This is a genomic window from Acinetobacter sp. AS5 (genome assembly GCF_048957595.1).
In the GTDB taxonomy this organism is placed as follows: domain Bacteria; phylum Pseudomonadota; class Gammaproteobacteria; order Pseudomonadales; family Moraxellaceae; genus Acinetobacter.
Window position 1 is genome coordinate 1 of the sequence record NZ_JARDAL010000015.1, and the last position, 20,815, is coordinate 20,815.

Annotated in this window: 22 protein-coding genes and 1 tRNA gene; 14 read left to right on the forward strand and 9 right to left on the reverse strand. The window is 41.4% G+C overall.

Going from position 1 to position 20,815, the window contains the following annotated elements:
* The first annotated feature begins 199 nt into the window (after positions 1-199).
* Positions 200-946, forward strand: coding sequence for a hypothetical protein (locus tag PV763_RS06165; RefSeq protein WP_420937491.1), 747 nt, complete (start codon positions 200-202; stop codon positions 944-946).
* Here the strand turns inward: PV763_RS06165 and PV763_RS06170 are convergent.
* Positions 941-1,264 (reverse strand): hypothetical protein, encoded by a 324-nt coding sequence (locus tag PV763_RS06170; protein WP_114837261.1) that lies wholly within the window; start codon positions 1,262-1,264, stop codon positions 941-943. The genes PV763_RS06165 and PV763_RS06170 overlap by 6 nt on opposite strands.
* Before the next feature lie 147 nt (positions 1,265-1,411).
* On the opposite strand from PV763_RS06170, the gene PV763_RS06175 reads away from it, so the two are divergent.
* Positions 1,412-1,738, forward strand: a complete 327-nt coding sequence (locus PV763_RS06175) for a helix-turn-helix domain-containing protein (RefSeq protein ID WP_005265730.1) — start codon at positions 1,412-1,414, stop codon at positions 1,736-1,738.
* Between the two features lie 154 nt (positions 1,739-1,892).
* On the opposite strand, the gene PV763_RS06180 is transcribed toward PV763_RS06175, so the two are convergent.
* The 3 genes from PV763_RS06180 to PV763_RS06190 all read right to left on the reverse strand — a co-directional run bounded on the left by PV763_RS06180 (position 1,893) and on the right by PV763_RS06190 (position 3,814).
* On the reverse strand, positions 1,893-2,258 hold the full coding sequence (locus PV763_RS06180; RefSeq protein WP_005265731.1) for a helix-turn-helix transcriptional regulator: 366 nt from the start codon (positions 2,256-2,258) through the stop codon (positions 1,893-1,895).
* A 38-nt stretch (positions 2,259-2,296) separates the two neighbouring features.
* On the reverse strand, positions 2,297-3,544 hold the full coding sequence (locus PV763_RS06185; protein ID WP_005265732.1) for a tyrosine-type recombinase/integrase: 1,248 nt from the start codon (positions 3,542-3,544) through the stop codon (positions 2,297-2,299).
* A gap of 193 nt (positions 3,545-3,737) precedes the next feature.
* Positions 3,738-3,814 (reverse strand) — tRNA-Ile (locus PV763_RS06190).
* Between the two features lie 799 nt (positions 3,815-4,613).
* Between PV763_RS06190 and PV763_RS06195 the strand changes: the two genes are divergently transcribed.
* Both PV763_RS06195 and PV763_RS06200 read left to right on the forward strand, forming a co-directional pair.
* On the forward strand, positions 4,614-5,168 hold the full coding sequence (locus tag PV763_RS06195) for a 1-acyl-sn-glycerol-3-phosphate acyltransferase (RefSeq protein ID WP_026056524.1): 555 nt from the start codon (positions 4,614-4,616) through the stop codon (positions 5,166-5,168).
* Positions 5,169-5,415: 247 nt separating this feature from the next.
* Positions 5,416-6,165, forward strand: coding sequence for a YebC/PmpR family DNA-binding transcriptional regulator (locus tag PV763_RS06200; RefSeq protein ID WP_004278933.1), 750 nt, complete (start codon positions 5,416-5,418; stop codon positions 6,163-6,165).
* Positions 6,166-6,234: 69 nt separating this feature from the next.
* Here the strand turns inward: PV763_RS06200 and PV763_RS06205 are convergent, their stop codons facing one another.
* Positions 6,235-6,705: an Lrp/AsnC family transcriptional regulator gene (locus PV763_RS06205; RefSeq protein ID WP_004645518.1), complete on the reverse strand. Its 471-nt coding sequence runs from the start codon at positions 6,703-6,705 to the stop codon at positions 6,235-6,237.
* A gap of 380 nt (positions 6,706-7,085) precedes the next feature.
* Here PV763_RS06205 and PV763_RS06210 point away from each other — a divergent pair, with 380 nt between their 5' ends.
* Together PV763_RS06210 and PV763_RS06215 are read left to right on the forward strand one after the other, a co-directional pair.
* A complete protein-coding gene (locus tag PV763_RS06210; RefSeq protein WP_420937492.1) occupies positions 7,086-7,241 on the forward strand; it encodes a hypothetical protein in 156 nt (51 codons plus the stop codon).
* A gap of 162 nt (positions 7,242-7,403) precedes the next feature.
* The gene (locus tag PV763_RS06215; RefSeq protein ID WP_420937523.1) at positions 7,404-8,729 is read left to right on the forward strand and encodes a hypothetical protein; all 1,326 of its coding nucleotides are present in this window, start codon (positions 7,404-7,406) and stop codon (positions 8,727-8,729) included.
* A gap of 64 nt (positions 8,730-8,793) precedes the next feature.
* Here the strand turns inward: PV763_RS06215 and PV763_RS06220 are convergent, their stop codons facing one another.
* Positions 8,794-9,558: a glutathione S-transferase family protein gene (locus tag PV763_RS06220; RefSeq protein WP_004645522.1), complete on the reverse strand. Its 765-nt coding sequence runs from the start codon at positions 9,556-9,558 to the stop codon at positions 8,794-8,796.
* 294 nt (positions 9,559-9,852) lie between these two features.
* On the opposite strand from PV763_RS06220, the gene ychF reads away from it, so the two are divergent.
* Both ychF and PV763_RS06230 read left to right on the forward strand, forming a co-directional pair.
* Entirely contained in the window at positions 9,853-10,944 is a 1,092-nt protein-coding gene (ychF, locus tag PV763_RS06225) for a redox-regulated ATPase YchF (RefSeq protein WP_004645523.1), read from the forward strand.
* A gap of 210 nt (positions 10,945-11,154) precedes the next feature.
* Positions 11,155-11,772 (forward strand): superoxide dismutase, encoded by a 618-nt coding sequence (locus PV763_RS06230; RefSeq protein WP_420937493.1) that lies wholly within the window; start codon positions 11,155-11,157, stop codon positions 11,770-11,772.
* 190 nt (positions 11,773-11,962) lie between these two features.
* On the opposite strand, the gene PV763_RS06235 is transcribed toward PV763_RS06230, so the two are convergent.
* Positions 11,963-12,460, reverse strand: a complete 498-nt coding sequence (locus PV763_RS06235) for a hypothetical protein (RefSeq protein ID WP_005106524.1) — start codon at positions 12,458-12,460, stop codon at positions 11,963-11,965.
* 103 nt (positions 12,461-12,563) lie between these two features.
* Here PV763_RS06235 and PV763_RS06240 point away from each other — a divergent pair, with 103 nt between their 5' ends.
* The 6 genes from PV763_RS06240 (at position 12,564) to dapC (ending at position 19,614) form a co-directional block, all read left to right on the forward strand.
* Positions 12,564-13,316 (forward strand): AzlC family ABC transporter permease, encoded by a 753-nt coding sequence (locus PV763_RS06240; RefSeq protein ID WP_004278940.1) that lies wholly within the window; start codon positions 12,564-12,566, stop codon positions 13,314-13,316.
* On the forward strand, positions 13,313-13,660 hold the full coding sequence (ygaH, locus tag PV763_RS06245) for an L-valine transporter subunit YgaH (protein ID WP_312328906.1): 348 nt from the start codon (positions 13,313-13,315) through the stop codon (positions 13,658-13,660). The genes PV763_RS06240 and ygaH overlap by 4 nt, the downstream gene beginning before the upstream one ends.
* A gap of 93 nt (positions 13,661-13,753) precedes the next feature.
* Entirely contained in the window at positions 13,754-14,398 is a 645-nt protein-coding gene (locus tag PV763_RS06250) for a hypothetical protein (protein ID WP_314136922.1), read from the forward strand.
* Between the two features lie 115 nt (positions 14,399-14,513).
* Positions 14,514-15,728 carry a formate-dependent phosphoribosylglycinamide formyltransferase gene (purT, locus tag PV763_RS06255; RefSeq protein ID WP_420937494.1) on the forward strand — a complete coding sequence of 405 codons (1,215 nt, stop codon included), beginning with the start codon at positions 14,514-14,516 and terminating at the stop codon, positions 15,726-15,728.
* 26 nt (positions 15,729-15,754) lie between these two features.
* Positions 15,755-18,427, forward strand: a complete 2,673-nt coding sequence (glnD, locus tag PV763_RS06260) for a [protein-PII] uridylyltransferase (RefSeq protein WP_420937495.1) — start codon at positions 15,755-15,757, stop codon at positions 18,425-18,427.
* Positions 18,428-18,444: 17 nt separating this feature from the next.
* Complete coding sequence (gene dapC / locus PV763_RS06265) at positions 18,445-19,614, forward strand: succinyldiaminopimelate transaminase (RefSeq protein ID WP_216986189.1); 1,170 nt, start codon at positions 18,445-18,447, stop codon at positions 19,612-19,614.
* Positions 19,615-19,716: 102 nt separating this feature from the next.
* Here dapC and PV763_RS06270 read toward each other — a convergent pair whose 3' ends face one another.
* Positions 19,717-20,193 (reverse strand): glutathione peroxidase, encoded by a 477-nt coding sequence (locus tag PV763_RS06270; protein ID WP_004278946.1) that lies wholly within the window; start codon positions 20,191-20,193, stop codon positions 19,717-19,719.
* Entirely contained in the window at positions 20,190-20,609 is a 420-nt protein-coding gene (msrB, locus tag PV763_RS06275; protein WP_004645533.1) for a peptide-methionine (R)-S-oxide reductase MsrB, read from the reverse strand. Before msrB ends, PV763_RS06270 begins: the two co-directional genes overlap by 4 nt.
* Positions 20,610-20,815 lie beyond the last annotated feature (206 nt).

Genomic DNA, 20,815 nt, shown 5'->3' on the forward strand with positions numbered 1-20,815 from the left:
TCGATGGATAATCTTTTTCAGATTCAATCAATAATTGAACCGCTCTTTCTCTGATTTCAGGGGTATATTTTAATTTTTTCATCGGGATAGTCTCTCAGAATATTGACTCTCCGACAAACCCGGTACGGTTCACTGTCCAAAATTAGTAATACCGCGGAAACCTACAAAGCAAATTTATTTAAGTCATTATGATAATCAAATGACCCAACTTACTCACGCGGTATCATTGGAAACAGTACAGCAATCAATTTTACTACCCCAGAAAATAGATACTCATGAACTCACTGAAAATCGTTATATTTATGGTACTAGTCAATCTGGTTATTCGTATTTAATGATTTCAAGGATACTTAAAGCATTAGATCAATCTTATACACCTGAGCTTCTGTCTCAAAAGTATGACTTTCCAATTAAGACACTCATGCTGTGGCAACAAAATATACTTAAGCTCAAACAACTCAAAAATCGCAAGAACCGACCTCGCTTCATTATTGATGCTGATAAATCACAACGCATACTTCCACATATTGAAACCAAGGAAGAAAAAATAGTCTTAGAGTATTTTTTTAAACGGCTTAATAAATTGAAAAGTGATGATGCAAACATCTTAAATGCACTACATATTTTTGAAATGAAAGCCAACATTTCACATGCTGGATTAATCTTTAATAGTGCTGATATAAGGCTAGCAAATCGATTTTTGACAGGAATTTATTCTTTATTTCCAGAAAAATATTGGCAGATTGCTATATCTTCTGAAATCTCTGAGGAAAAGCTCATGGAACGACTGCAGTTTAAATTTCTATCTTGCAGCATGAACAGCAGTCTAAATAATTCTTTTAAGTTTGAGCTAGTATCCCAAAACAATGGAAAGGCACTAACCGTCTTACGCTATTGCATGTTGGTTTTACTGATCCTGTGTACGCCGTCGCAACCTAGATCATAGCTGATCTGGCTGATAACCTGAAAACTCATAAAAGTCATGCAACAATTGAGCATAGACATCTGAAAAATTTATTAAGTTTTCTGGTTGTAAACCATAATGGTCAAAATAGCGATCATCAATGAAATAAGCTAATCCTATGTGCGTGTTGAGATAAGTTGATACGCCCAGTTGCCTACAAAAGTCAGGATTATATTGCAACTGTAATTGCGTATTACAAATAATTTTTGAGGCTACAATTTTAGCTACATTGCGAATATTGAGATGGCGAATACTAGGATGCATCGATGTCAAAATTCGACTCGAAGAATAATTCATCATGAGCGTTTGGCCTTCAATTGATTTAGATTTTTATCAAGTAATGATTTAGTTGCTTCTCGTTTTACAAGTAAGCATCTAAACTATGTCTATATTTATATAAAAACATGACTAAAACGTCAAGTTTTTATTGTCTATTTGGCGGTAATAATGACACTTGAATTAGACTCGAATGAATTTAAGATTCGATTGAAAGAAGTTAGAAAGATACGAAAGCTGACACAGCAAGAACTTGCTGAAAAAACGGGAATACCAGTAACCTCTATTGCGCATTTTGAGTCGGGCTCACGTAAACCTTCTTTAGAAAATTTTTATAAGCTCATTGTCGTACTTAATATATCAGCAGACTACATCCTAGGACGAAGTAAAGATATGAGTGCATTAGGTGTTGATCCCCTTGTGAGCACCCTGCAAAAATTACCTGAGGTTGAGCGAAGAATGATTGAGAAATTTATTGTTTCTTTAGATCATAACTAGAGTCGACCCTGCATATAGAATCTGAAGACTAGAAAATTAAAAAACCACTTAAAGTGGTTTTTTTGCATAGCCCCGAAATGGATATAAACACATTGTGTGTTTGCTATGTGGAATTGATCATCTAGTATTGCCTAGATGGTTGTTTAAATAGTGATTATTCACTCCTACATTTAGCTTTGTAAGTTTTATACCACTCTTCAATTTCAGCTGTATCAAAATATACTGCTGCTTGACGAGTACTACATTCTTTCAATGGTCTTGGAAATGAAAGATCATTTTCGATGATTTTACGTAAGCAATCTCGTGTTACATTAAGCAACTCACAAACTTGGTTGTATTTTAAGCGAAATGGCTTCATATTGTGACAAACCACTGGTATATCTAAATCATCAAAATTTTTAACAGTACGTACAATACTACGACGAGTATGTGATGTATGTGCTCTAAAATGATCCAATTGAGGATCCTCGTTTAATAATAGAGAAACCATGCTATCAAAAAAAAATAATTCAAATCCCATCCGTCCTAAAACACAAAAAAAGTGATCACGTTTTTGTGTTAATGCTTAAGTAAAGACTCGATATAATTACTCCACCACTCCATTATTTCGTAGCGTTCTTCTAGATGTGCTTCTTTATCATATGCCCCTTTAACGCCACCTTTTAAGTGAGACAGCGCAGACTCGATCACCTGAGATTTAGAACTAAAATTTTTATTCAAATTTGTTGATGCAATATGCCTAAATCCATGGGGATTTTGCTTACCTCGATACCCCAGCCTGTTTAATGCCGCATTAAATGTCAGATTAGAAATCGGTTTATTAATATTGTCACGGCTTGGAAATAAGTATTCACTTTCTGGAGAAATCTCTTTTAACTCTATTAGAAGGTTCATAACATGTTGAGATAGCGGTATACCATGCTCAATGCCTCTTTTCATCATACTCGGCGGTCGGATCCATACAGCTTCAGCAAAATCAAATTGTTCCCATCGTGCCTGTCTCAGCTCCCCTGGTCGAGGGAACATATGAATTAAAAGCTCTAAGCCGATCGCCACGGGTCGAGAAGAGGAATTTCTGATTAAAGAAATCATTTCAGGTAACTCATGAATTTTTACATGCTTCATGCTCTCTGTTTCCCCTTTAGCTAAATGATCTCTTATACCTTCTAAAGGGTTATATAAGAGATCTTTCTTAAATTTAGCTAAACTATAGGCTCCATAGCAGTATGAGATCAATTTTTCAATACGGTTAAAAATACCTTCGTTAATTTGTTTTTCTGTATAATGATTTAACCACTCTCTAGAAGTAATTGTAGCGTACTCCCGATCCCCAAAAACTGATAAAAGATGTTTCTCAATGGACTGTTTTTCTTTTCGATAGGTTTCAGCTTTCCACGTTAATTTCTTACGTTCTAACCACTCATTCATTAAAGTAGAAAATAAGGCATCTTTATCTTGTAACTTTATTTTTTTAATCTCAGCCTGTGTTTTTATTTCAAGCGTGCCATTTAACATACCTTCTGCTTTTTCTCGTGCCTGTACATAATTTACTGTTGGATAAGCACCCAAACCAATCCATGCCCATTTACCTTGATCATTCTTATAGCGATACTGCCAAGACTTTTTACCGTTTGGCTGAACTCGACAATACAATCCAGCAATGTCTGTGGGTTGACGATATTCTTTAGCTTTCGGCTTGAGTGCTTTGTAAATATCTTCAACGCTTTTTTTACGCCTTATATTTACATTCTGAGGTGTATTTTTTGAATGAGCGTTTACATCACTTTTTACATCATTTGTTTTCATAACTTATGGAATCTCCAGAGATTTTTTCCTTGGTGTATCCCTGAGTTATATTTTATTTAAAGGATACAAACAAGGATACACAGGACGTGTTCCCATATGAAGTTATATACATTTAAGTAAAGCATTAAAAAACCCTTAACTCTATTAGAATTAAGGGTTTAGATCTTATATAAAGCTATATAAGTATAAAATTTGGTGGGCCCAGACAGACTTGAACTGTCGACCAACGGATTATGAGTCCGCTGCTCTAACCAACTGAGCTATAGGCCCTATATGCTGAAAACTTTATTTATCAATAAGTTCAGGCGTCATGAATACTAGCTAAGATTTTTTGGAAAGACAAGTGCTTTTATAACTGCTTGAACATTTAGGCAGCAATCATAGGCGACTTGTCTTAGCCAAAATTTCAGCTATTTAAGACTTCAGTATAGGAAGCATATAGAAAAATGAGATACATGCTGCATCATTTAATACAAATGAGCCTGTCATCTTGGATTTAATCCGACCTACTAAGTGTAAAACTGATAGATTTAAGGTCTTAGTATATCTATAAGGTATCAAAATTCTTTATTGCTCAGGCAGCAATGTTAAAGAAATCGCCTTGAGCTAAAGAAGATAGAATGACTAGAATTCAGACTTCATTTCTTCGTCTTTATGTAAATCCTGCTTAATTTCGATCAAAGACCATACAATTATAAGCGCAAAAATCAATAGGGAGACTACGAAGGCTGTCATGTACGTCATACTTTTCAATCTCAGAGTAGAAAGAGTAAGAAAATAGAAAAGACCTAGATCAGTCTTCTTCTTCGACAAAAGTCTAATAACTAAAATGTGCTCTGAATAGTCATTTTTTCATCATTTTAAGACTTTTTTGTATATACTGATATTTTTAAGATCATAATATTATTTTATTTATATATTTTAACTCTTAATCTTGCAGCTTAAAAAGATGAATGAATTATAGATTTTTACATTATTTGCTGATTTTATTTAAAAGCCTATTGACTGTATAGACGAACAAGATGAAATTATGCAGTTCTCTACATACAGCTTTTACTTCTCCGTACTTATGCTAAATAAATTCCTTGGCGAATCTGCATTTAAACTTGCAGGTTGGCAATATCACGTCGAACCAGATGTGCTTGAAGATAAACAGGTCATTATTGGATTTGAACATACCTCAATGATGGATGCAGTACTGTCAATTGCTTTGTTCCAGATTTACGACCTCAAGGTTCATACCTTGATCAAAAAAGAATTATTTAAAGGACCGTTCAAACCGCTATTGAATGCTGTGGGCGGTATTCCGGTTGACCGCAAGGCCAGTAAAGATATCGTGACCCAGATGGTGGAACATTTTCAGAACAATGAAAAGTTCAATCTGGTCATTGCTCCCGAAGCGACACGAGCCAAACAGGGTGAAGCACGCAAACCGATCCGTACCGGTTTCTGGCATATTGCCAAGGCTGCCAATGTACCGATCGTGTTGTTATACGCCAATTCCAGAACCAAGCAAGGTGGCATTCTTGGCAAGATCTATCCGACAGACCTTGCGCATGACCTGGCTTTGATCAAACAACTGTATAAAGATAAGGTTGGTCTGGATATCGTTATACCAGAGTAAGCTTTTTAAAAGAAAAGCACGGACATAATCAGCGATCCTGCTGTTTATGTCCAAGTCATCTGCCCATATAAATGTATAAATAGAATTATAAATCCCCCTATCCTCTTTCTATTTTTCCTCGATATTGCACTTTTTTTGTTTTTATCCTGAAATCTCAAATCCAGGCACTTTTTTTTAAAAAAACGCTTATGGTAGAATTTCGGCATTCTGATAGGCATACAGCCAATCTACAAGGAGCATAGTTCGCATGGCGGGTCATTCCAAGTGGGCCAATATTAAGCATCGCAAAGCAAAACAAGATGCGAGTCGTGGTAAAGTTTTTACCAAATACATTCGTGAATTAACCACTGCTGCAAAGCTTGGTGGTCCAGATACTGCAAGCAACCCTCGTCTACGTGCTGTGGTTGAAAAAGCATTATCAGTGAATATGACACGTGACGTGATCAACCGTGCCATTCAACGTGGTGCTGGTGGCGAAGATAACGACGACCTGAAAGAAGTGACCTACGAAGGTTATGGTGTAGGTGGTGTTGCGGTTATTGTTGAAACCATGACTGACAACTTGAACCGTACTGTGCCTGACGTACGTCATTGCTTCTCTAAAACTGATGGTAACCTAGGCACTAACGGTTCGGTGGCATTCTTGTTCACGAAACGTGGTGAGATTACTTTTGAAGATGTGTCTTTAGAAGATCAAATCATGGAAGTGGCATTAGAAGCAGGTGCTGAAGACATCGAAGTCACTGAAGATGATATCCTGGTCATTACCACACCTGAAGCTTTCGGTGATGTTCAAGATGCTTTAACTGCTGCAGGTTTAAAATCTGACAATGCTGAAGTGGTGATGAGCCCTTCAACCAAAGCAGAAATCACAGACATCGATCAAGCAAAAAAAATCATGAAAATGATTGATATGCTTGAAGATCTGGATGATGTACAAAACGTATATACCAACGTTGAATTCTCAGATGCTGTTTTAGCAGAACTTGATGCTTAAATATGACTGATTCAAAAAACGCACCTTAGGGTGCGTTTTTTTATGGCTGTCGACCACCCTCGCCTTTGCTTAAACTTTATTGAGTAATCCGCTACAGTTAAAGACATTATATTCTTTAATGACAAAGCTGGAATGTAGTGCAACCACGTGCTCAATTTTTCCAATCCGCTTAAGCAGGATTTCACTATAATTTTCCATATCTCTTGCCACGACTTCGACAATAAAATCCGCAGACTGACCGGTGACCAAAAAGGCATTAATCACTTCGGGAATGCTTTCCAGTTCTTCCAGAAATTTAGCAAAAGTATCGCTATCATGTTTGCTTAAGGATACCTGTAACAGCACATGCAGACTGAAACCTAATTTCTGGTAATTGATTTCACGTTTTAAGCCACTGATAATATTATGATCGATTAAATGTTTGATCCTGCGATGCACCGAACTCACAGATAAATTCACCCGTTCGGACAGTTCATTCAGATTGACATCTTCATGGGTCAATATTTCTAGAATATGTTTATCGAAACGATCCAGTTCCATTTTTATACTCTTATATCAATAATCAATAGATGCAGAAAATTTTGCGCCATCTCTGTTATACAATATTTATTTATTTTTCACAAAATTTTCATATTTTGAAATTTTTTTCCAAATGGGATCTCATTTTATAAATACGGTTTTCATACTGAATCAAATGACCGTTAATCGTATTAATTAAAAATATGACTAATGGTATTTTAAGTTAAATCTTTATTTTTAAATTATTTAAACTGGGTAAACACGGCAACAGATAGGCTATTCCTCTCAGCTCCTACACGACTTAACCGTCCATCTTTTACAAGTGTATAGAAATAGATTAAAACAAAGGCGCTTTAAAAACAAAAATAGCGCATTTCAAAAATATTACACAAGGAACGGTCATGGCTTCTAAACTTTTAAGCTTGATAAAAACAAAAGTGAGTCCTGTTTTAACCGTCGAAACCCAAACGAAGAGCTTCTTGGGCGGCTTATTCGGTGGAACGACATCAGGTACCCTCACCAATCTTATTGGCAATCTCACCGGATCCAATACTTAATCTTCAGTCAGCTCATTATTAAATAATCTCCTTTCTGGAAGCAGCCTGAGTACGACAAATCTCAGCAATTTATTAACTCAGTTTTCTGGTTCGAATGCCTCAAGTTTAAATATTCAAAGCCTGATCAGTAGCTTAACCCAATCCAATGGTGGTAGCTTCAATATTACCCAAGTCACCAACTTATTAAAGAGCTTAATGGGGAGCAATAGCAGCAGCCTGGATCTTGAGGCTATTTCTAAACTGGTGGGCGGCTTATTGGGCGGCAGTACGGGCAATATTGATATTGGTAAAATTTCTCAACTGGTCGGTGGGCTGATCGGCGGTTCAAGTAATATTGATATCGGTGCGATCGCAGGTCTGGTCAGCAACCTGATTGGCGGGAATGGCGAGATTGATATTGCAAAAATCGCTCAGCTCGTTGGTGGCCTGATCGGCGGTTCTGGCGGTTTAGGTGGTGTGGACATTGGTGCCATCGCGGGTCTGGTCGGGAATTTAATTGGCGGTAATGGCGAGATTGATATCGCGCAAATCGCTCAACTGGTTGGTGGTCTGATCGGTGGTTCTGGCGGATTGGGCGGTGTAGATATTGGTGCGATCGCAGGACTGGTCGGCAACCTCATCGGTGGTAATGGCGAGATTGATATCGCACAAATCGCTCAACTGGTGGGTGGCCTGATCGGCGGTTCTGGCGGTTTAGGCGGCGTAGATATCGGTGCCATCGCGGTTCTGGTCAGCAACCTGATTGGCGGTAATGGTGAGATTGATATCGCACAAATTTCTGAATTGGTCGGTGGCCTGATTGGTGGGTCGGGCGGTTTAGGTGGCGTAGACATTGGTGCGATTGCGGGTCTGGTCGGCAATCTGATTGGCGGGAATGGCGAGATTGATATCGCACAAATTGCTGAATTGGTCGGTGGCCTGATTGGTGGTTCTGGCGGATTGGGCGGTGTAGACATTGGTGCGATCGCTGGTTTGGTCGGCAATCTGATTGGTGGTAATGCAGGCAATGAGTTTGATCTTGGTGCTATTACCGATTTAATTAGCGGCTTTGTAGGCGGAAATGCAACGGGTGGTTTTGATGTCGGTGGCTTCACTGACTTACTGAGCGGTCTGATTGCGAATGGTTCAAATGGCATAGACTTGGGTGGGTTATTGGGTAATCTCAATCTCGGTAGCGATCTGGATCTGGGTGATATGATCGAAGGTATTTCCTCTGCTTCAAACGGCTTTGACTTAGGCAGTATTGCCGAAAGTGTTGGTCAGTTGGTTGGTAGTGGCTCTTCGATTGAATTGCCTGACCTCAGTGATCTGATCCAAGGTGTGGGTACGACTGATTCCAATATTGATCTGTCTGCTATCCTGCCGGGCATTAAAGATACGATTCAAAATATCGGCAGTGGTGGTTCTTCTTCTGGCTTTGATTTTGGTTCACTCCTCAATAATTTTACTAAAAATATTGATATCGACCAGACTAATCCGTGGGGTTAATTATAATCTCATCGAAAAAACGCGCTTCATGCGCGTTTTTTAATTCTGAGAGTAGCATTTAAACTTATACACCACGCCAGTCTACCCGTGCATTGCGTTCGGTTCGGTAAATACGACAAATATATTCACCTAGGGGTAGCTCATTCAAATACTGCTGATAATCGCGATATTCTTCGGACAAGGTTTCAAAATTTTCTTTTTCCCACGGCGTACCTGGAATCGCCAGAAGCGGTGCCAACATGGAACAGACCGCAATATCCGCCAGACCTAAACGATTTCCGACAAAATAATGCCCACCTTGGCTGACCAGCATCTGATTGAGCTGCTGTACAGCAACATCAATATGCTGTTTAGATTCCGCCACGGTTTCCTCATTCAATGCATAACCCTTGGCCACCATCGCTTTCAATAAAGGTTTAGAAAATTTTTCAAACTGGCGCAGATAGCCCTGCTCACCAATTAAAATATCCAGAGATTCATGATCAGAAGTCAGTGCTTGAGAGAGCATCCAGCGACGGACATGACGACCCAATTCCAAAGTAATTTCATTAATTTCTAAAGCTTTATTTCGAAAATATCCTTCCGCGTGCAGTAAACGATGTTCTGGATAAGTATCATCCAGATACAGAGCAATCTGGGTGGAATCTGCGATCCATCGGTCCTGATCACGCAAAATAGGCAGACGATTCTGTCCTGTTTTCAGGCGGGCAAAAGCGCGGTGTACCCCGGGTATCAGATTGTGAGCAACATAATACAGCTCTTTATGGTCCAGCATCCAACGTGCTTTTTCGCAAAAGTGAGATAAAGGAAACTGGTATAAAGTTCGCATGTATGCTCCATGTTTATCGTTATTGGATCAGGGCGTGTAGGCCGCTATTTTATTCAGATACTTTAGTCACTCACTTTTAGAAAAACAATGTGATTTTTATTCAAAAGTAAAATACTGGCTGATTATTCCTCTATGGCTGGTGGACTCACTACATATCCCGGAAAGCTCAGCGAGTCATTTTAGGTCACCAGAAGCATTTGATTGCAATAAACCACAAGCACATGACCTGACTTTAGCCGTGCTTTCATGTAAAATCGGGGGCAATTTTTATATAACGCTTTTGTGAGTTATTTCATGGGTTTTAATTGCGGTATTGTCGGCTTGCCGAACGTTGGTAAATCTACACTTTTCAATGCCTTAACCAAAGCTGCTATTGCTGCAGAAAACTTCCCTTTCTGTACGATCGAACCAAACACCGGGATTGTACCTGTTCCTGATCCACGTTTAGACAAATTGACTGCAATTGTTAAACCACAACGTGTTATTCCGACTTCTATGGAATTTGTAGACATCGCAGGTCTGGTAGCGGGTGCTTCTAAGGGTGAAGGCTTGGGTAACCAGTTCTTGGCCAACATTCGTGAAACTGATGCAATTGCTCACGTTGTGCGTTGTTTTGAAGATGAAAACGTCATTCATGTGAATGGTCGTATTGATCCATTAGATGACATCGCTACGATTAATACCGAACTTGCGCTTGCAGACTTGGATGCTGTAGCCAAAGCGATTACGCGTTTGACTAAATCTGCTAAAGGTGGTGACAAAGAAGCGCTAGCTACTAAAGCAGTTCTGGAAAAAATCCAGCCTTTACTGGATGAAGGTAAACCGGCTCGCGCAGCGGACCTAGACGATGATGAACGTAAACTGGTACGTGGTTTTGGTTTAATGACCCTTAAACCAACCATGTACATTGCCAACGTTGCTGAAGACGGTTTTGAAAATAACCCGCATTTAGATGCAGTGAGAAAATTGGCCGCTGAAGAAAATGCGATTGTAGTTCCTCTTTGCAACCAGATTGAAGCTGAAATTTCATTGCTTGAAGATGAAGACCGTGCTGAATTCCTTGAAGCAATGGGCATGGAAGAACCGGGTTTAAACGTGGTCATTCGTGCAGGTTATTCATTACTGGGCCTACAAACTTACTTCACCGCGGGCGTACAAGAAGTTCGTGCCTGGACCGTAAAAGTTGGCGCAACTGCACCACAGGCAGCAGGCGTGATTCATACCGACTTTGAAAAAGGCTTTATCCGTGCAGAATGTATCGCTTATGATGATTTCGTGCAGTACAACGGCGAAGCCGGTGCGAAAGAAGCAGGTAAATGGCGTCTAGAAGGTAAAACTTACATCGTTCAGGATGGCGATGTTTTACACTTCCGCTTTAACGTTTAAGTCGTTGCTGTTTGAAAAGCCCCTTTTAGGGGCTTTTTTTATTGCTTTTGAAAAGAGGATTCATACGTATAACAAGCTTTCTGAAAGTGCATAAGATCAACACATATTAACAGTAATGATAACTATTCTCATATATAAATATTAAATTAGAGCGTATCTTAAATCTAATGAAAAATAACCTAACTCCATTCTTCCCAAGGAATCCTGCCAATGAGCTACACCTTGCCTGCACTACCTTATGCTTATGATGCGCTAGAGCCTCATATCGATAGCAAGACTATGGAAATTCATCATAGCAAGCATCATCAAACTTATATCAATAATATCAATGCAGGAATCGCGGGTACAGAATGGGAAGATTTATCAGTCGAAGCCTTAATTAGCAAATTCAATGAAGTGCCCGAGCAACTCAGACAGAACGTGATTAATAATGCTGGTGGACATGCCAATCATTCCCTGTTCTGGACAGTGATGAGTCCAGACGGCGGTGGTCATCCTGAAGGTGAAATTGCTGAGGCGATCGAACATGAATTAGGAGGATTCGAGGCATTTAAAGAAGCATTTACCCAGGCAGCGCTTAGCCGTTTTGGTAGTGGGTGGGCCTGGTTAAGTATGGCGCCAGATCAAACACTTATTATAGAAAGTAGTGCCAATCAGGATTCTCCGCTGATGCATGGCAATATTCCCCTTTTAGGTCTGGATGTTTGGGAACATGCCTATTATTTACAATATCAAAACCGTCGTCCGGAATATATTTCTGCTTTTTTCAATGTCGTAAATTGGAAAGAAGTGAATCGTCGTTATCTGGAAGCGTTGAATGCGCTTTAAATCTTTGAGGAGATCGACCATGTCTACACGTACAATGATTCAACGCATGATTGGCAGCACACTCCTGATCTGCGGTGTAATGGTACTTTTATTAGAACATATGTGGATGCCCTATTTTTAAAGCTTATTTTGCTAAAAAAGCCAGTCATTCAGACTGGCTTTTTATAAGTACATTTAAATGGGCAAAGGTTTATTGCATATTGGCAATTGCAGTACCTTTTTGCTTAGGATCGGTATTTCCGAGTGCAGGATGGGCAATGGCATTCTGACATTGCAGTTTATCCCGCTCATAATCCGCCTGTTTTTGTTGCAGGCTGTTGCCATTTTCCATGGTCGTCCGCGCCCAGATTTCCAGACTGGTCAAAGCTTTACGACACAGAGCATATTTGCCTTCGGTCACCGAATCGGTCATTTTGACATTAATACGCCAGTCTGTACTCAATTTACGTGCTGGTTGACGTACCTGTGTTTCCAGCTGATCCACTTCTTTATTATAGACCAGTGGATCCACTTCATTGATCAGTTGCCATGCGGCATTGGCATAAGTCGTCGCATCATTAGTCAATTTAGGTGCCGGTTTAATTTCTGGCTTATCAGTCGATTGACTGTCATTCCCACACGCTTGTAACAATATTGCCGTGCTTATTAAAGCAGCAGTCAGCATCGCACGTGTCTTGAACATCCACATATCAGGCTCGCCAATTTAAACATTTCGGCACTATGCTATTAAATTCACGTAGAATACACAATCTTCATTTGACCCATCGTTCAACTCTCCTTCAAGGTGTGTCGTGTCTGAACCGAATCAACTCGCTACGCAACCTGCTGGCTTCTGGCAAGGTGCAAAAGATAGCCAAGCGATTATCTTCACTTATTTACCGGTGTCGTTTGCTTTTGGTGTGTCAGCTACTCAGTTTGGCTTTACCGCTTGGGAAGCACTGTTCCTGTCCTGTTCGATGTATGCAGGTGCCAGCCAGTTCCTGGTAGTTGCGCTCTTAGGCAGTGGTACATCCATCTGGATGACGGCATTGACCGTGATTGCCTTAGACATTCGTCATCTGCTTTATGGCCCTGCGTTACAAAATCTGATTCAAGACCGGCTCAATTTAAAAAAAACGGCAATCTGGTCTTGGGGTCTGACCGATGAAGTCTTTGCCTCTGGCATGATCAAGCTCTCGCAACGGCGTCAAGAATGGTCGGAATCCTGGATGCTCGGTTTAAGCCTGTTTAGCTGGATGTCCTGGGCACTCGGATCTTTCCTCGGTGGCTTATTTGCCGATCAGGTCAGCAACTTGCCGCAGTTCTTGCAGGCTGCACTAGATTTCCTGTTACCTGCACTGTTCCTGAGTTTCTTGTTAGCCGCCTTTGAGAAAAAACACACTTTTGTTGTAGCTGTCACGATTCTGGTGTCTGCGATTGCCTGTTATTTTATCGACCTGTCTGCCGCGATCTTTATCGGGATTAGTTCGGGTATTTTTGCCGGCTTGTTTAAGCACTATATTTTGAAACAGCCAGATCCTGAACACGCAGGAGATCAAGCATGAATCTAGAGATTATTCTGGTCGGAATTTTAGTCGGAATCGCCAATTTTGCCTCGCGATTTGGACCTTTTTTTGTCATTCAAAAATTTCAGCAAGGTTCGCAAAAACGCGGAGCGTTGTGGCTAAAAATTGCCTTAGGTTCAATTGGCATTGCTGCGATCAGCTCCATGCTGGTGGTTGCTACCCTGCCACCTTTATTAGAAACACCGAATAAAAGTTTTGCGATGCTGGTTGGCTTTATTGTGCTTACGGTTTTGTATTTTAAGTTTAAACGTATCGTGATGGCGACTCTGACCGCAGCGCTCACCTATGGCCTGGTTTACACCTATATTCCAGTACCCTTTTAAGCTTTAACTCGTTGATCAATCGAAACAAAGACTTATGCTAAACTCATAGTATAGGTCTTTTTTATATAACAATAAAAACAAGGAAGGATGCGCATGTTTGAGGTCAAACAGGTGATTGAAGGCAAAATCTTTATTCATCATCGGCGCGATGAAATGTTAACCGTATTCCATCGACATGAAGTGCCGGCACAATATTTTGAATGTTTTATCAATGCTCAAAATTTTACCGGACATTTTGTCGAAATACATGCTCAACCAGCAGATCAAGTTCGGGTGGTTTATATTAAAAAGAATAGCACCCATCAAATTATTGCTATGCTTAATCAGAGCCAATACGTGCTGCATCTTCATCCTTTGACATTGATTTTGGGTAAATGGAGCTTCAGACATCGTGTCCTGCCGAATACTCTAAAAATTTTTGCTGGTTTATTTGCGCTCCTTTTTATTCTTTTTTCAGCTACCGCCTTTTCAGCAGATCAGTTCCAGCTCACCACCATCTTGCGAGACTGCATTCAATTCACAGTTTTTGGGCTACTGTTATTTTTGCTGTGCTTGGTACTGCCTTTTGTATTGCCCTATGCGTATTTCCTGCATGTTCGTACATTACGTCTGTTAAAAATGCTAAATATCAATACTGAACAAGTTGCACAAATAGAAAAGCTCAAGTCTCAAAGCGAGATTTATCTTCTGCAAACGCAGTCTGACAGCGATGTGAAAATGACAGCGCCTCCTTATTAAAATCTAGAAAAACTTTATAAATAAAACTGTTGGTCAATATCACAATTTTGTATGAATCTTGGCTTAACTGTCGGCTCAGTTCTGCTATGCTAAAAGTCCATAAAATCAAGCATGGATGATCCACATGAGCGTGACTATTGGTACTCCCCTTCAATCTTCTGCCTATAAAGTTCTATTATTGGGTTCTGGTGAACTGGGCAAGGAAGTGGTGATTTCACTACAACGCCTTGGAGTCGAAGTTCATGCTGCTGACCGTTATGATCATGCCCCTGCCATGCAGGTTGCGCATTATTCCTATACCTTGAATATGGCAGATGCTGTAGAACTCAAACAACTCATCAATCAAATCCAGCCACATTTAATTGTTCCTGAAATTGAAGCGATTGCGACCGAAGTTCTGCTTGAAATAGAAGCCCAGAACATTGCTACAGTCATTCCTTCTGCTAAAGCCGTCAATCTGACCATGAACCGTGAAGGTATTCGTCGTCTGGCTGCGGAAGAACTCGGTCTGCCAACTTCAGCTTACCGTTTTGCCGACAGTTTAGAATCCTTCCGCGCGGCCTGTGACGATGTCGGCTATCCAAACTTTGTGAAACCGGTGATGTCATCTTCAGGCAAAGGTCAGTCTCGTGTTACCCATTTTGATGAAGTCGATGCTGCCTGGGAATATGCGCAAACCGGTGGCCGGGTCAATCAGGGTACTGTGATTGTAGAATCACAAATTGACTTTGATTTTGAAATTACCTTATTGACTGTTCGTGCAAAAAATCCAGAAACCGGCGAAATCGAAACGTCTTATTGCGACCCGATCGGACATCGTCAGGACTCAGGTGATTATGTGGAAAGCTGGCAGCCTCAACCGATGACTCCAGCCGCGCTGGAAGAATCCAAGCGCATTGCCAACAAGGTCACTACAGCACTTGGTGGCTGCGGAATCTTTGGTGTGGAACTCTTTGTAAAAGGCGACAAAGTATGGTTTAGTGAGGTTTCCCCGCGTCCACACGATACTGGACTGGTGACTTTAGCCTCCCAATTTCAAAGTGAATTTGAGCTGCATGCACGTGCTATTTTAGGCTTGCCGGTGAATACTGCACGACATAGTGTGGCTGCCAGTGCGGTAATTTATGCTGGAGTAGATGGCCGTAATCTTTCATTTTCTGGCCTGAATCTTGCTTTAGCAGACGGCAATACCGATTTGCGCCTGTTTGGCAAACCAGAAGGTTTTAAACGTCGTCGTATGGGCGTTGCCACCGCACGTGCGGAAAATATTGAACAGGCACGTGAACTGGCCCTACAGGTCGCAAACCAAGTTAGCGTCAACCAAAACTAAGCTGAAATACCAACGGACGACTGTACATGATCAACACCCATCCACTGCTGAATTACGCTAAAAGCAACCATGACATTAAAGCCATCAATCAATGGCGCAGTGATGTCGAAAATCAGCTGCAGGAAAGTTTTGAAAATGGACAGTCGATTCGGGATATTATTCTGGCGCGTTCCAACCTGATTGATGAAGCATTGCAGTTTCTCTGGCAACATGCCGAACTGGATCAAACCGATTTGGCCTTGTTTGCAGTAGGTGGCTATGGCCGCCGTGAAATGTTGCCATATTCTGATGTCGACATCATGATCTTGTCGGAAGACGAGATTAACCCGGAACAGGAACAACTGATTTCTACATTCATTTCATCGCTTTGGGACGTGGGGAATTTCAAACCCGGTATCAGTGTCCGCACCATCAATGAATGTGTCAATCAGGCCAGCAGTGATCTGACCGTCGCCACCACCCTGATCGAAGCCCGCCTGATTATTGGCAATGAAAACCTGTGTAGATGGCCACGTCGTATCGTGTCACGTACCTGGACTGACAAAACTTTTTTTGATGCCAAGATGGATGAGCAGCATAAACGCTATGCTCAGCACAACAATACCGAAAGCAATCTGGAACCGGATATTAAAAATGCGCCGGGTGGCATCCGTGATATCAACCAGATTGGCTGGATTGCCAAACGGCATTTCCGCGTCAATCGCATTTATGATCTGGTACATCTCGGTTTTATTTCAGAATTTGAACTCGGTGTGCTTGAGGAAGCCGAAAGTTTCCTCTGGGAAATCCGTCATCACCTGCACCGCCTGACCAAGCGCGATGAAAACCGCTTATTGTTCGATTATCAGCGTGATATTGCTGCCAAATTTGGCTATGTACGTGAAGAGGCGCATCATCCGAACTATCCAATTGAACAGTTCATGAAGCGCTATTATCGCAGTGCACAGCAAGTGTCTACGCTGAACGAAATGCTGCTGGCCTATTTTAATGAATCGGTCATTACGCCACGTTTACCGCAATATGAACGCCAGATCGAAGAAATCAACCAGAACTTTAAACTGGTCGATGGCAAACTGGCTGTGCAGCATCACAAGATTTTCTCGGAAAATCCAAACGCAATTCTGGAAATTTTCTATTTACTAGCCAATCGTCCTGAGATCGAAGGTATTCGTGCGCGTACTTTACGCCTGCTGACCCTGGCTGGAAAACGCATTGATCAGGATTTTCGTGATAATCCGGTGCATCAGGCGCTATTTATGGCGATTATCCGTTCACCGCATCGACTCTACGATACTATGGTCGCGATGAAGCGTTATGGTGTGCTTGGAAATTACATCCCGGCCTTTGGACAGATTCTGGGACTGATGCAATATGACCTGTTCCATATCTATACGGTCGATGCACATACCTTATTGCTGCTGCGTAATTTAAACCGCTTTAAAGAACCTGAATTTGCCAAGGAATTTCCGGTGGTCAGTTCAGTGTTTCAGCGTCTGACCCGTCGTGACATAGTCTATCTGGCAGCAATTTTCCATGATATTGCTAAAGGTCGTGGCGGTGACCACAGTGAACTCGGTGCCAGCGACGCGATTAAATTCTGCCGTAGCCATGGCTTTACTGAACGCGAAAGTAATCTGGTGGCCTGGCTGATCCAGAATCATCTGGTAATGTCTGTCACTGCGCAGAAAAAAGACATCTCCGATCCGGATGTGGTCAAAGAATTCGCAGAAAAAATGGGTGATATGGAACATCTGGACTATTTGTACACCCTGACAGTCGCCGATATTAACGCCACCAATCCGAAGCTGTGGAATACCTGGCGTGCCTCGCTGATGCGTCAACTATATACTCAGGCACGCGACGTGATCCGTTCCGGTCTGGGTCGTCCGGTTGATTATCAAATGCTGATTGAAGATACCAAATTTGTGGCCAGCGAACTTCTGGTTCAGGATTTTTCACTGGATGAAGTAGAAAAAGTCTGGCAGGAACTTGGTGATGACTATTTCCTGAAAGAAACAGCAGATGAAATTGCTTGGCATACTCGTGCCATTTTACAGCACGGCGACAATCCTGCCCCACTGGTGTTAATGCGGGCACACCGTAAATATGCCCAGGATGCGGTACAGATCTTTATTTATACGCAGGATCAACCCAACCTGTTTGCTACCACGGTGGCTATTCTGGATCGCATGAATCTGGATGTACAAGATGCACGAATTATTACTGCCACTAAAGCGTTCAGTCTGGATACCTATGTGGTACTGGACCGTTTTGGTACCTTATTGACCGATCCGGAACGCGAAGCCACAGTGATTGAAGCCCTGAAAGATGCCTTGAGCCATTCAGATGAATATCCGGGCTTGATGCAACGCCGGATTCCGCGTCAATTACGTCATTTCGATATTGAAAATACAGTCGATATTACGATGAATGCGGCCTTGAATCAGAATATGGTCGAAATTGCCACTCTCGATCATCCCGGTTTACTTGCCAAAATCGGTGGTTTATTTATGATGCAAGGGCTGGATATCCACTCTGCCAAAATTGCCACACTGGGCGAACGTGCCGAAGATATATTCTTTGTCACCAAAAAAGATGGCAACCCTATGACACCTGGAGAATCTGCTGAATTTGCAGCTGCACTTAAAACTGCGCTGGATGAAGCCTCTCATCAGGTTTGTAGTCAACACTCACATTAAAACGCGGTTACTTATTCATGAACTCTAGCTTGTCTCTACTGCATCCTTATCCGTTTGAAAAGTTAAATCAGCTTTTTGCGGATATCCAGCCTGCAAATATGCCTTTAATTCCCCTGTCGATTGGCGAACCAAAGCATCCTGCACCGGAGTTTGTGAAACAAGCGATTATCGATAACTTTAAACATTTATCGACGTATCCCAACAGTAAAGGCCTGCCTGAGCTACGTGAAAGTATTGCCCAATGGCTGACACGCCGTTTTAAGCTCAATAGCATTAGTACAGACAGCAATATCCTGCCTGTTTCCGGTACGCGTGAAGCGATTTTCTCGTTTGTACAGGCTTTGGTGAATCGGGAAGAGGCACCTTATGTAGTCATGCCGAATCCGTTTTACCAGATTTATGAAGGTGCAACACTGCTCGCAGGTGCCAAACCTTATTTCATCAACTGTACTGAGGAGAACAATTACCTTGGTGATTTTGATGCTGTGCCGGCAGAAGTCTGGGAAAAGACCACGCTATTATTTGTCTGTACCCCAGGCAATCCAACCGGTGCAGTGCTGTCCAAAGAACAGTTTAAAAAACTGATTGCCCTGTCGGATCAATACAACTTTGTGATTGCTTCAGACGAATGCTATTCGGAACTGTGGTTTGATCAGGCACCTGTAGGTTTACTGGAAGTTTGTGCTGAAATTGGCCGGGATGACTATAAAAACTGTGTGGTGTTCCATTCACTGTCTAAACGTTCTAACCTCCCGGGCATGCGTTCAGGTTTTGTTGCTGGTGATGCCAGCCTGTTAAAACCTTATTTGCAATATCGTACTTACCACGGTGCGGCGATGCCGGTTCAGCACCAGTTAGCTTCAATTGCTGCCTGGGATGATGAAGCACATGTGGAAGAAAACCGGGTGCAATACCGTGCCAAGTTTGATTTATTCCAGCAAGAACTCGGTCATCTGCTGCCACTCAAAAAACCGGATGCAGGTTTCTATTACTGGTTAAAAGTCGACAATGATGAAGCCTTTGCCAAACATTTGATGGAAGAAGCACATATTAAAGTTCTTCCGGGTCGTTATTTATCCCGCGATACTGAACAGGGTAATCCGGGTGAAAATCATGTACGTCTAGCACTTGTGGCCGATCTGGCGCAATGTGAAGAAGTCATTCAACGCCTGAAAGCCATTCTCTAAGTTTTAATCATGATTAAAAAACCCACTGAATTGAAGTGGGTTTTTTAATTGAAATCAGATGAGTTCTATTTTTATCTCATACTGATAAAATAACACAGAGTATTACAACACTTTTGCAATTTCATCCTCAAGATCTTCAGGCTTGGTGGTCGGAGCAAAACGGTTCAATACCTTGCCATCACGTCCGATTAGGAACTTGGTAAAATTCCATTTAATTCCATTGCCTAAAATACCTTTGGAATTATTGGTTAAATAGCGAAAAATGGCGTGCGCTTCAGGGCCTTTGACATCTACCTTGGAAAACATCGGGAAAGATACCCCGTAATTCTTCTGGCAAAATTCACCAATCTGTTCATTGGAACCCGGATCTTGGCCGCCAAACTGGTTACATGGAAATCCCAAAATTTCCAGACCTTGATCTTTATATTTTTCGTAAAGTTTTTCTAATCCTGAAAACTGTGGGGTAAAACCACACTTACTCGCTGTATTGACGATCAAAAGTACCTTGCCTTCATAATCTGCAAGTGGCTTGCTTTTGCCATCTAACAATTCAGCTTCGAACTGATAAATGTTAGTCATGGATAGGTTTCCTCATCATTTTTTTCTTGTGTTTCTAAGTCTAGAGAAGCCGAGTTGACACAATAACGTAAGCCCGTCGGTTCTGGACCATCCGGGAAAACATGCCCTAAATGTGCGTCACAATGATGACAAACTATCTCAGTTCTGACCATTCCGTGTGAAGTATCAGGTAATTCTTCTACTACTGAACTGCTGACGGGACGGTAGAAACTTGGCCAGCCACAGCCGCTGTCATACTTGGTCTCAGAAGAGAACAGTGGCGTGCCGCAGCAACGACATACATAAGTGCCATCTTGCTTGGTATTCCAGTATTTTCCAGTAAATGCCGGCTCGGTTCCCTTCTCGCGCGTAATGCGAAACTCCTCAGGTGATAACTCTCTTTGCCATTCCCGGTCTGATTTATTGAGTTTTCCCATGATCACATACCTTTTTATCTTGCTATTTAAAATAGGATAATCCTATATTTACGTGATTCATTTTAAAAATTCTAGTCTTTATTCAACATTTTACAAAAGACATATAATGCCCAAAAAAGCAAAAAGAAAGCAAATATAAAAATAAAAGTAAGCAATTTTTACATTAAATGTTTTTTAGTGAGCAAATTTAATGGTATTCTTAGCTC

What these genes read in the sequence shown, in the direction of transcription:
- glnD (WP_420937495.1), top strand. Translation starts at nt 15,755, where the DNA reads ATGATCAACACCCATCCACTGCTGAATTACGCTAAAAGCAACCATGAC.
- msrB (WP_004645533.1), bottom strand. Translation starts at nt 20,609, where the DNA reads ATGGGAAAACTCAATAAATCAGACCGGGAATGGCAAAGAGAGTTATCA.
- PV763_RS06185 (WP_005265732.1), bottom strand. Translation starts at nt 3,544, where the DNA reads ATGAAAACAAATGATGTAAAAAGTGATGTAAACGCTCATTCAAAAAAT.
- PV763_RS06210 (WP_420937492.1), top strand. Translation starts at nt 7,086, where the DNA reads ATGGCTTCTAAACTTTTAAGCTTGATAAAAACAAAAGTGAGTCCTGTT.
- ychF (WP_004645523.1), top strand. Translation starts at nt 9,853, where the DNA reads ATGGGTTTTAATTGCGGTATTGTCGGCTTGCCGAACGTTGGTAAATCT.
- PV763_RS06195 (WP_026056524.1), top strand. Translation starts at nt 4,614, where the DNA reads ATGCTAAATAAATTCCTTGGCGAATCTGCATTTAAACTTGCAGGTTGG.
- PV763_RS06165 (WP_420937491.1), top strand. Translation starts at nt 200, where the DNA reads ATGACCCAACTTACTCACGCGGTATCATTGGAAACAGTACAGCAATCA.
- dapC (WP_216986189.1), top strand. Translation starts at nt 18,445, where the DNA reads ATGAACTCTAGCTTGTCTCTACTGCATCCTTATCCGTTTGAAAAGTTA.
- purT (WP_420937494.1), top strand. Translation starts at nt 14,514, where the DNA reads ATGATCCACATGAGCGTGACTATTGGTACTCCCCTTCAATCTTCTGCC.
- PV763_RS06175 (WP_005265730.1), top strand. Translation starts at nt 1,412, where the DNA reads ATGACACTTGAATTAGACTCGAATGAATTTAAGATTCGATTGAAAGAA.
- PV763_RS06200 (WP_004278933.1), top strand. Translation starts at nt 5,416, where the DNA reads ATGGCGGGTCATTCCAAGTGGGCCAATATTAAGCATCGCAAAGCAAAA.
- ygaH (WP_312328906.1), top strand. Translation starts at nt 13,313, where the DNA reads ATGAATCTAGAGATTATTCTGGTCGGAATTTTAGTCGGAATCGCCAAT.
- PV763_RS06235 (WP_005106524.1), bottom strand. Translation starts at nt 12,460, where the DNA reads ATGTGGATGTTCAAGACACGTGCGATGCTGACTGCTGCTTTAATAAGC.
- PV763_RS06230 (WP_420937493.1), top strand. Translation starts at nt 11,155, where the DNA reads ATGAGCTACACCTTGCCTGCACTACCTTATGCTTATGATGCGCTAGAG.
- PV763_RS06250 (WP_314136922.1), top strand. Translation starts at nt 13,754, where the DNA reads ATGTTTGAGGTCAAACAGGTGATTGAAGGCAAAATCTTTATTCATCAT.
- PV763_RS06180 (WP_005265731.1), bottom strand. Translation starts at nt 2,258, where the DNA reads ATGGGATTTGAATTATTTTTTTTTGATAGCATGGTTTCTCTATTATTA.
- PV763_RS06205 (WP_004645518.1), bottom strand. Translation starts at nt 6,705, where the DNA reads ATGGAACTGGATCGTTTCGATAAACATATTCTAGAAATATTGACCCAT.
- PV763_RS06270 (WP_004278946.1), bottom strand. Translation starts at nt 20,193, where the DNA reads ATGACTAACATTTATCAGTTCGAAGCTGAATTGTTAGATGGCAAAAGC.
- PV763_RS06220 (WP_004645522.1), bottom strand. Translation starts at nt 9,558, where the DNA reads ATGCGAACTTTATACCAGTTTCCTTTATCTCACTTTTGCGAAAAAGCA.
- PV763_RS06170 (WP_114837261.1), bottom strand. Translation starts at nt 1,264, where the DNA reads ATGATGAATTATTCTTCGAGTCGAATTTTGACATCGATGCATCCTAGT.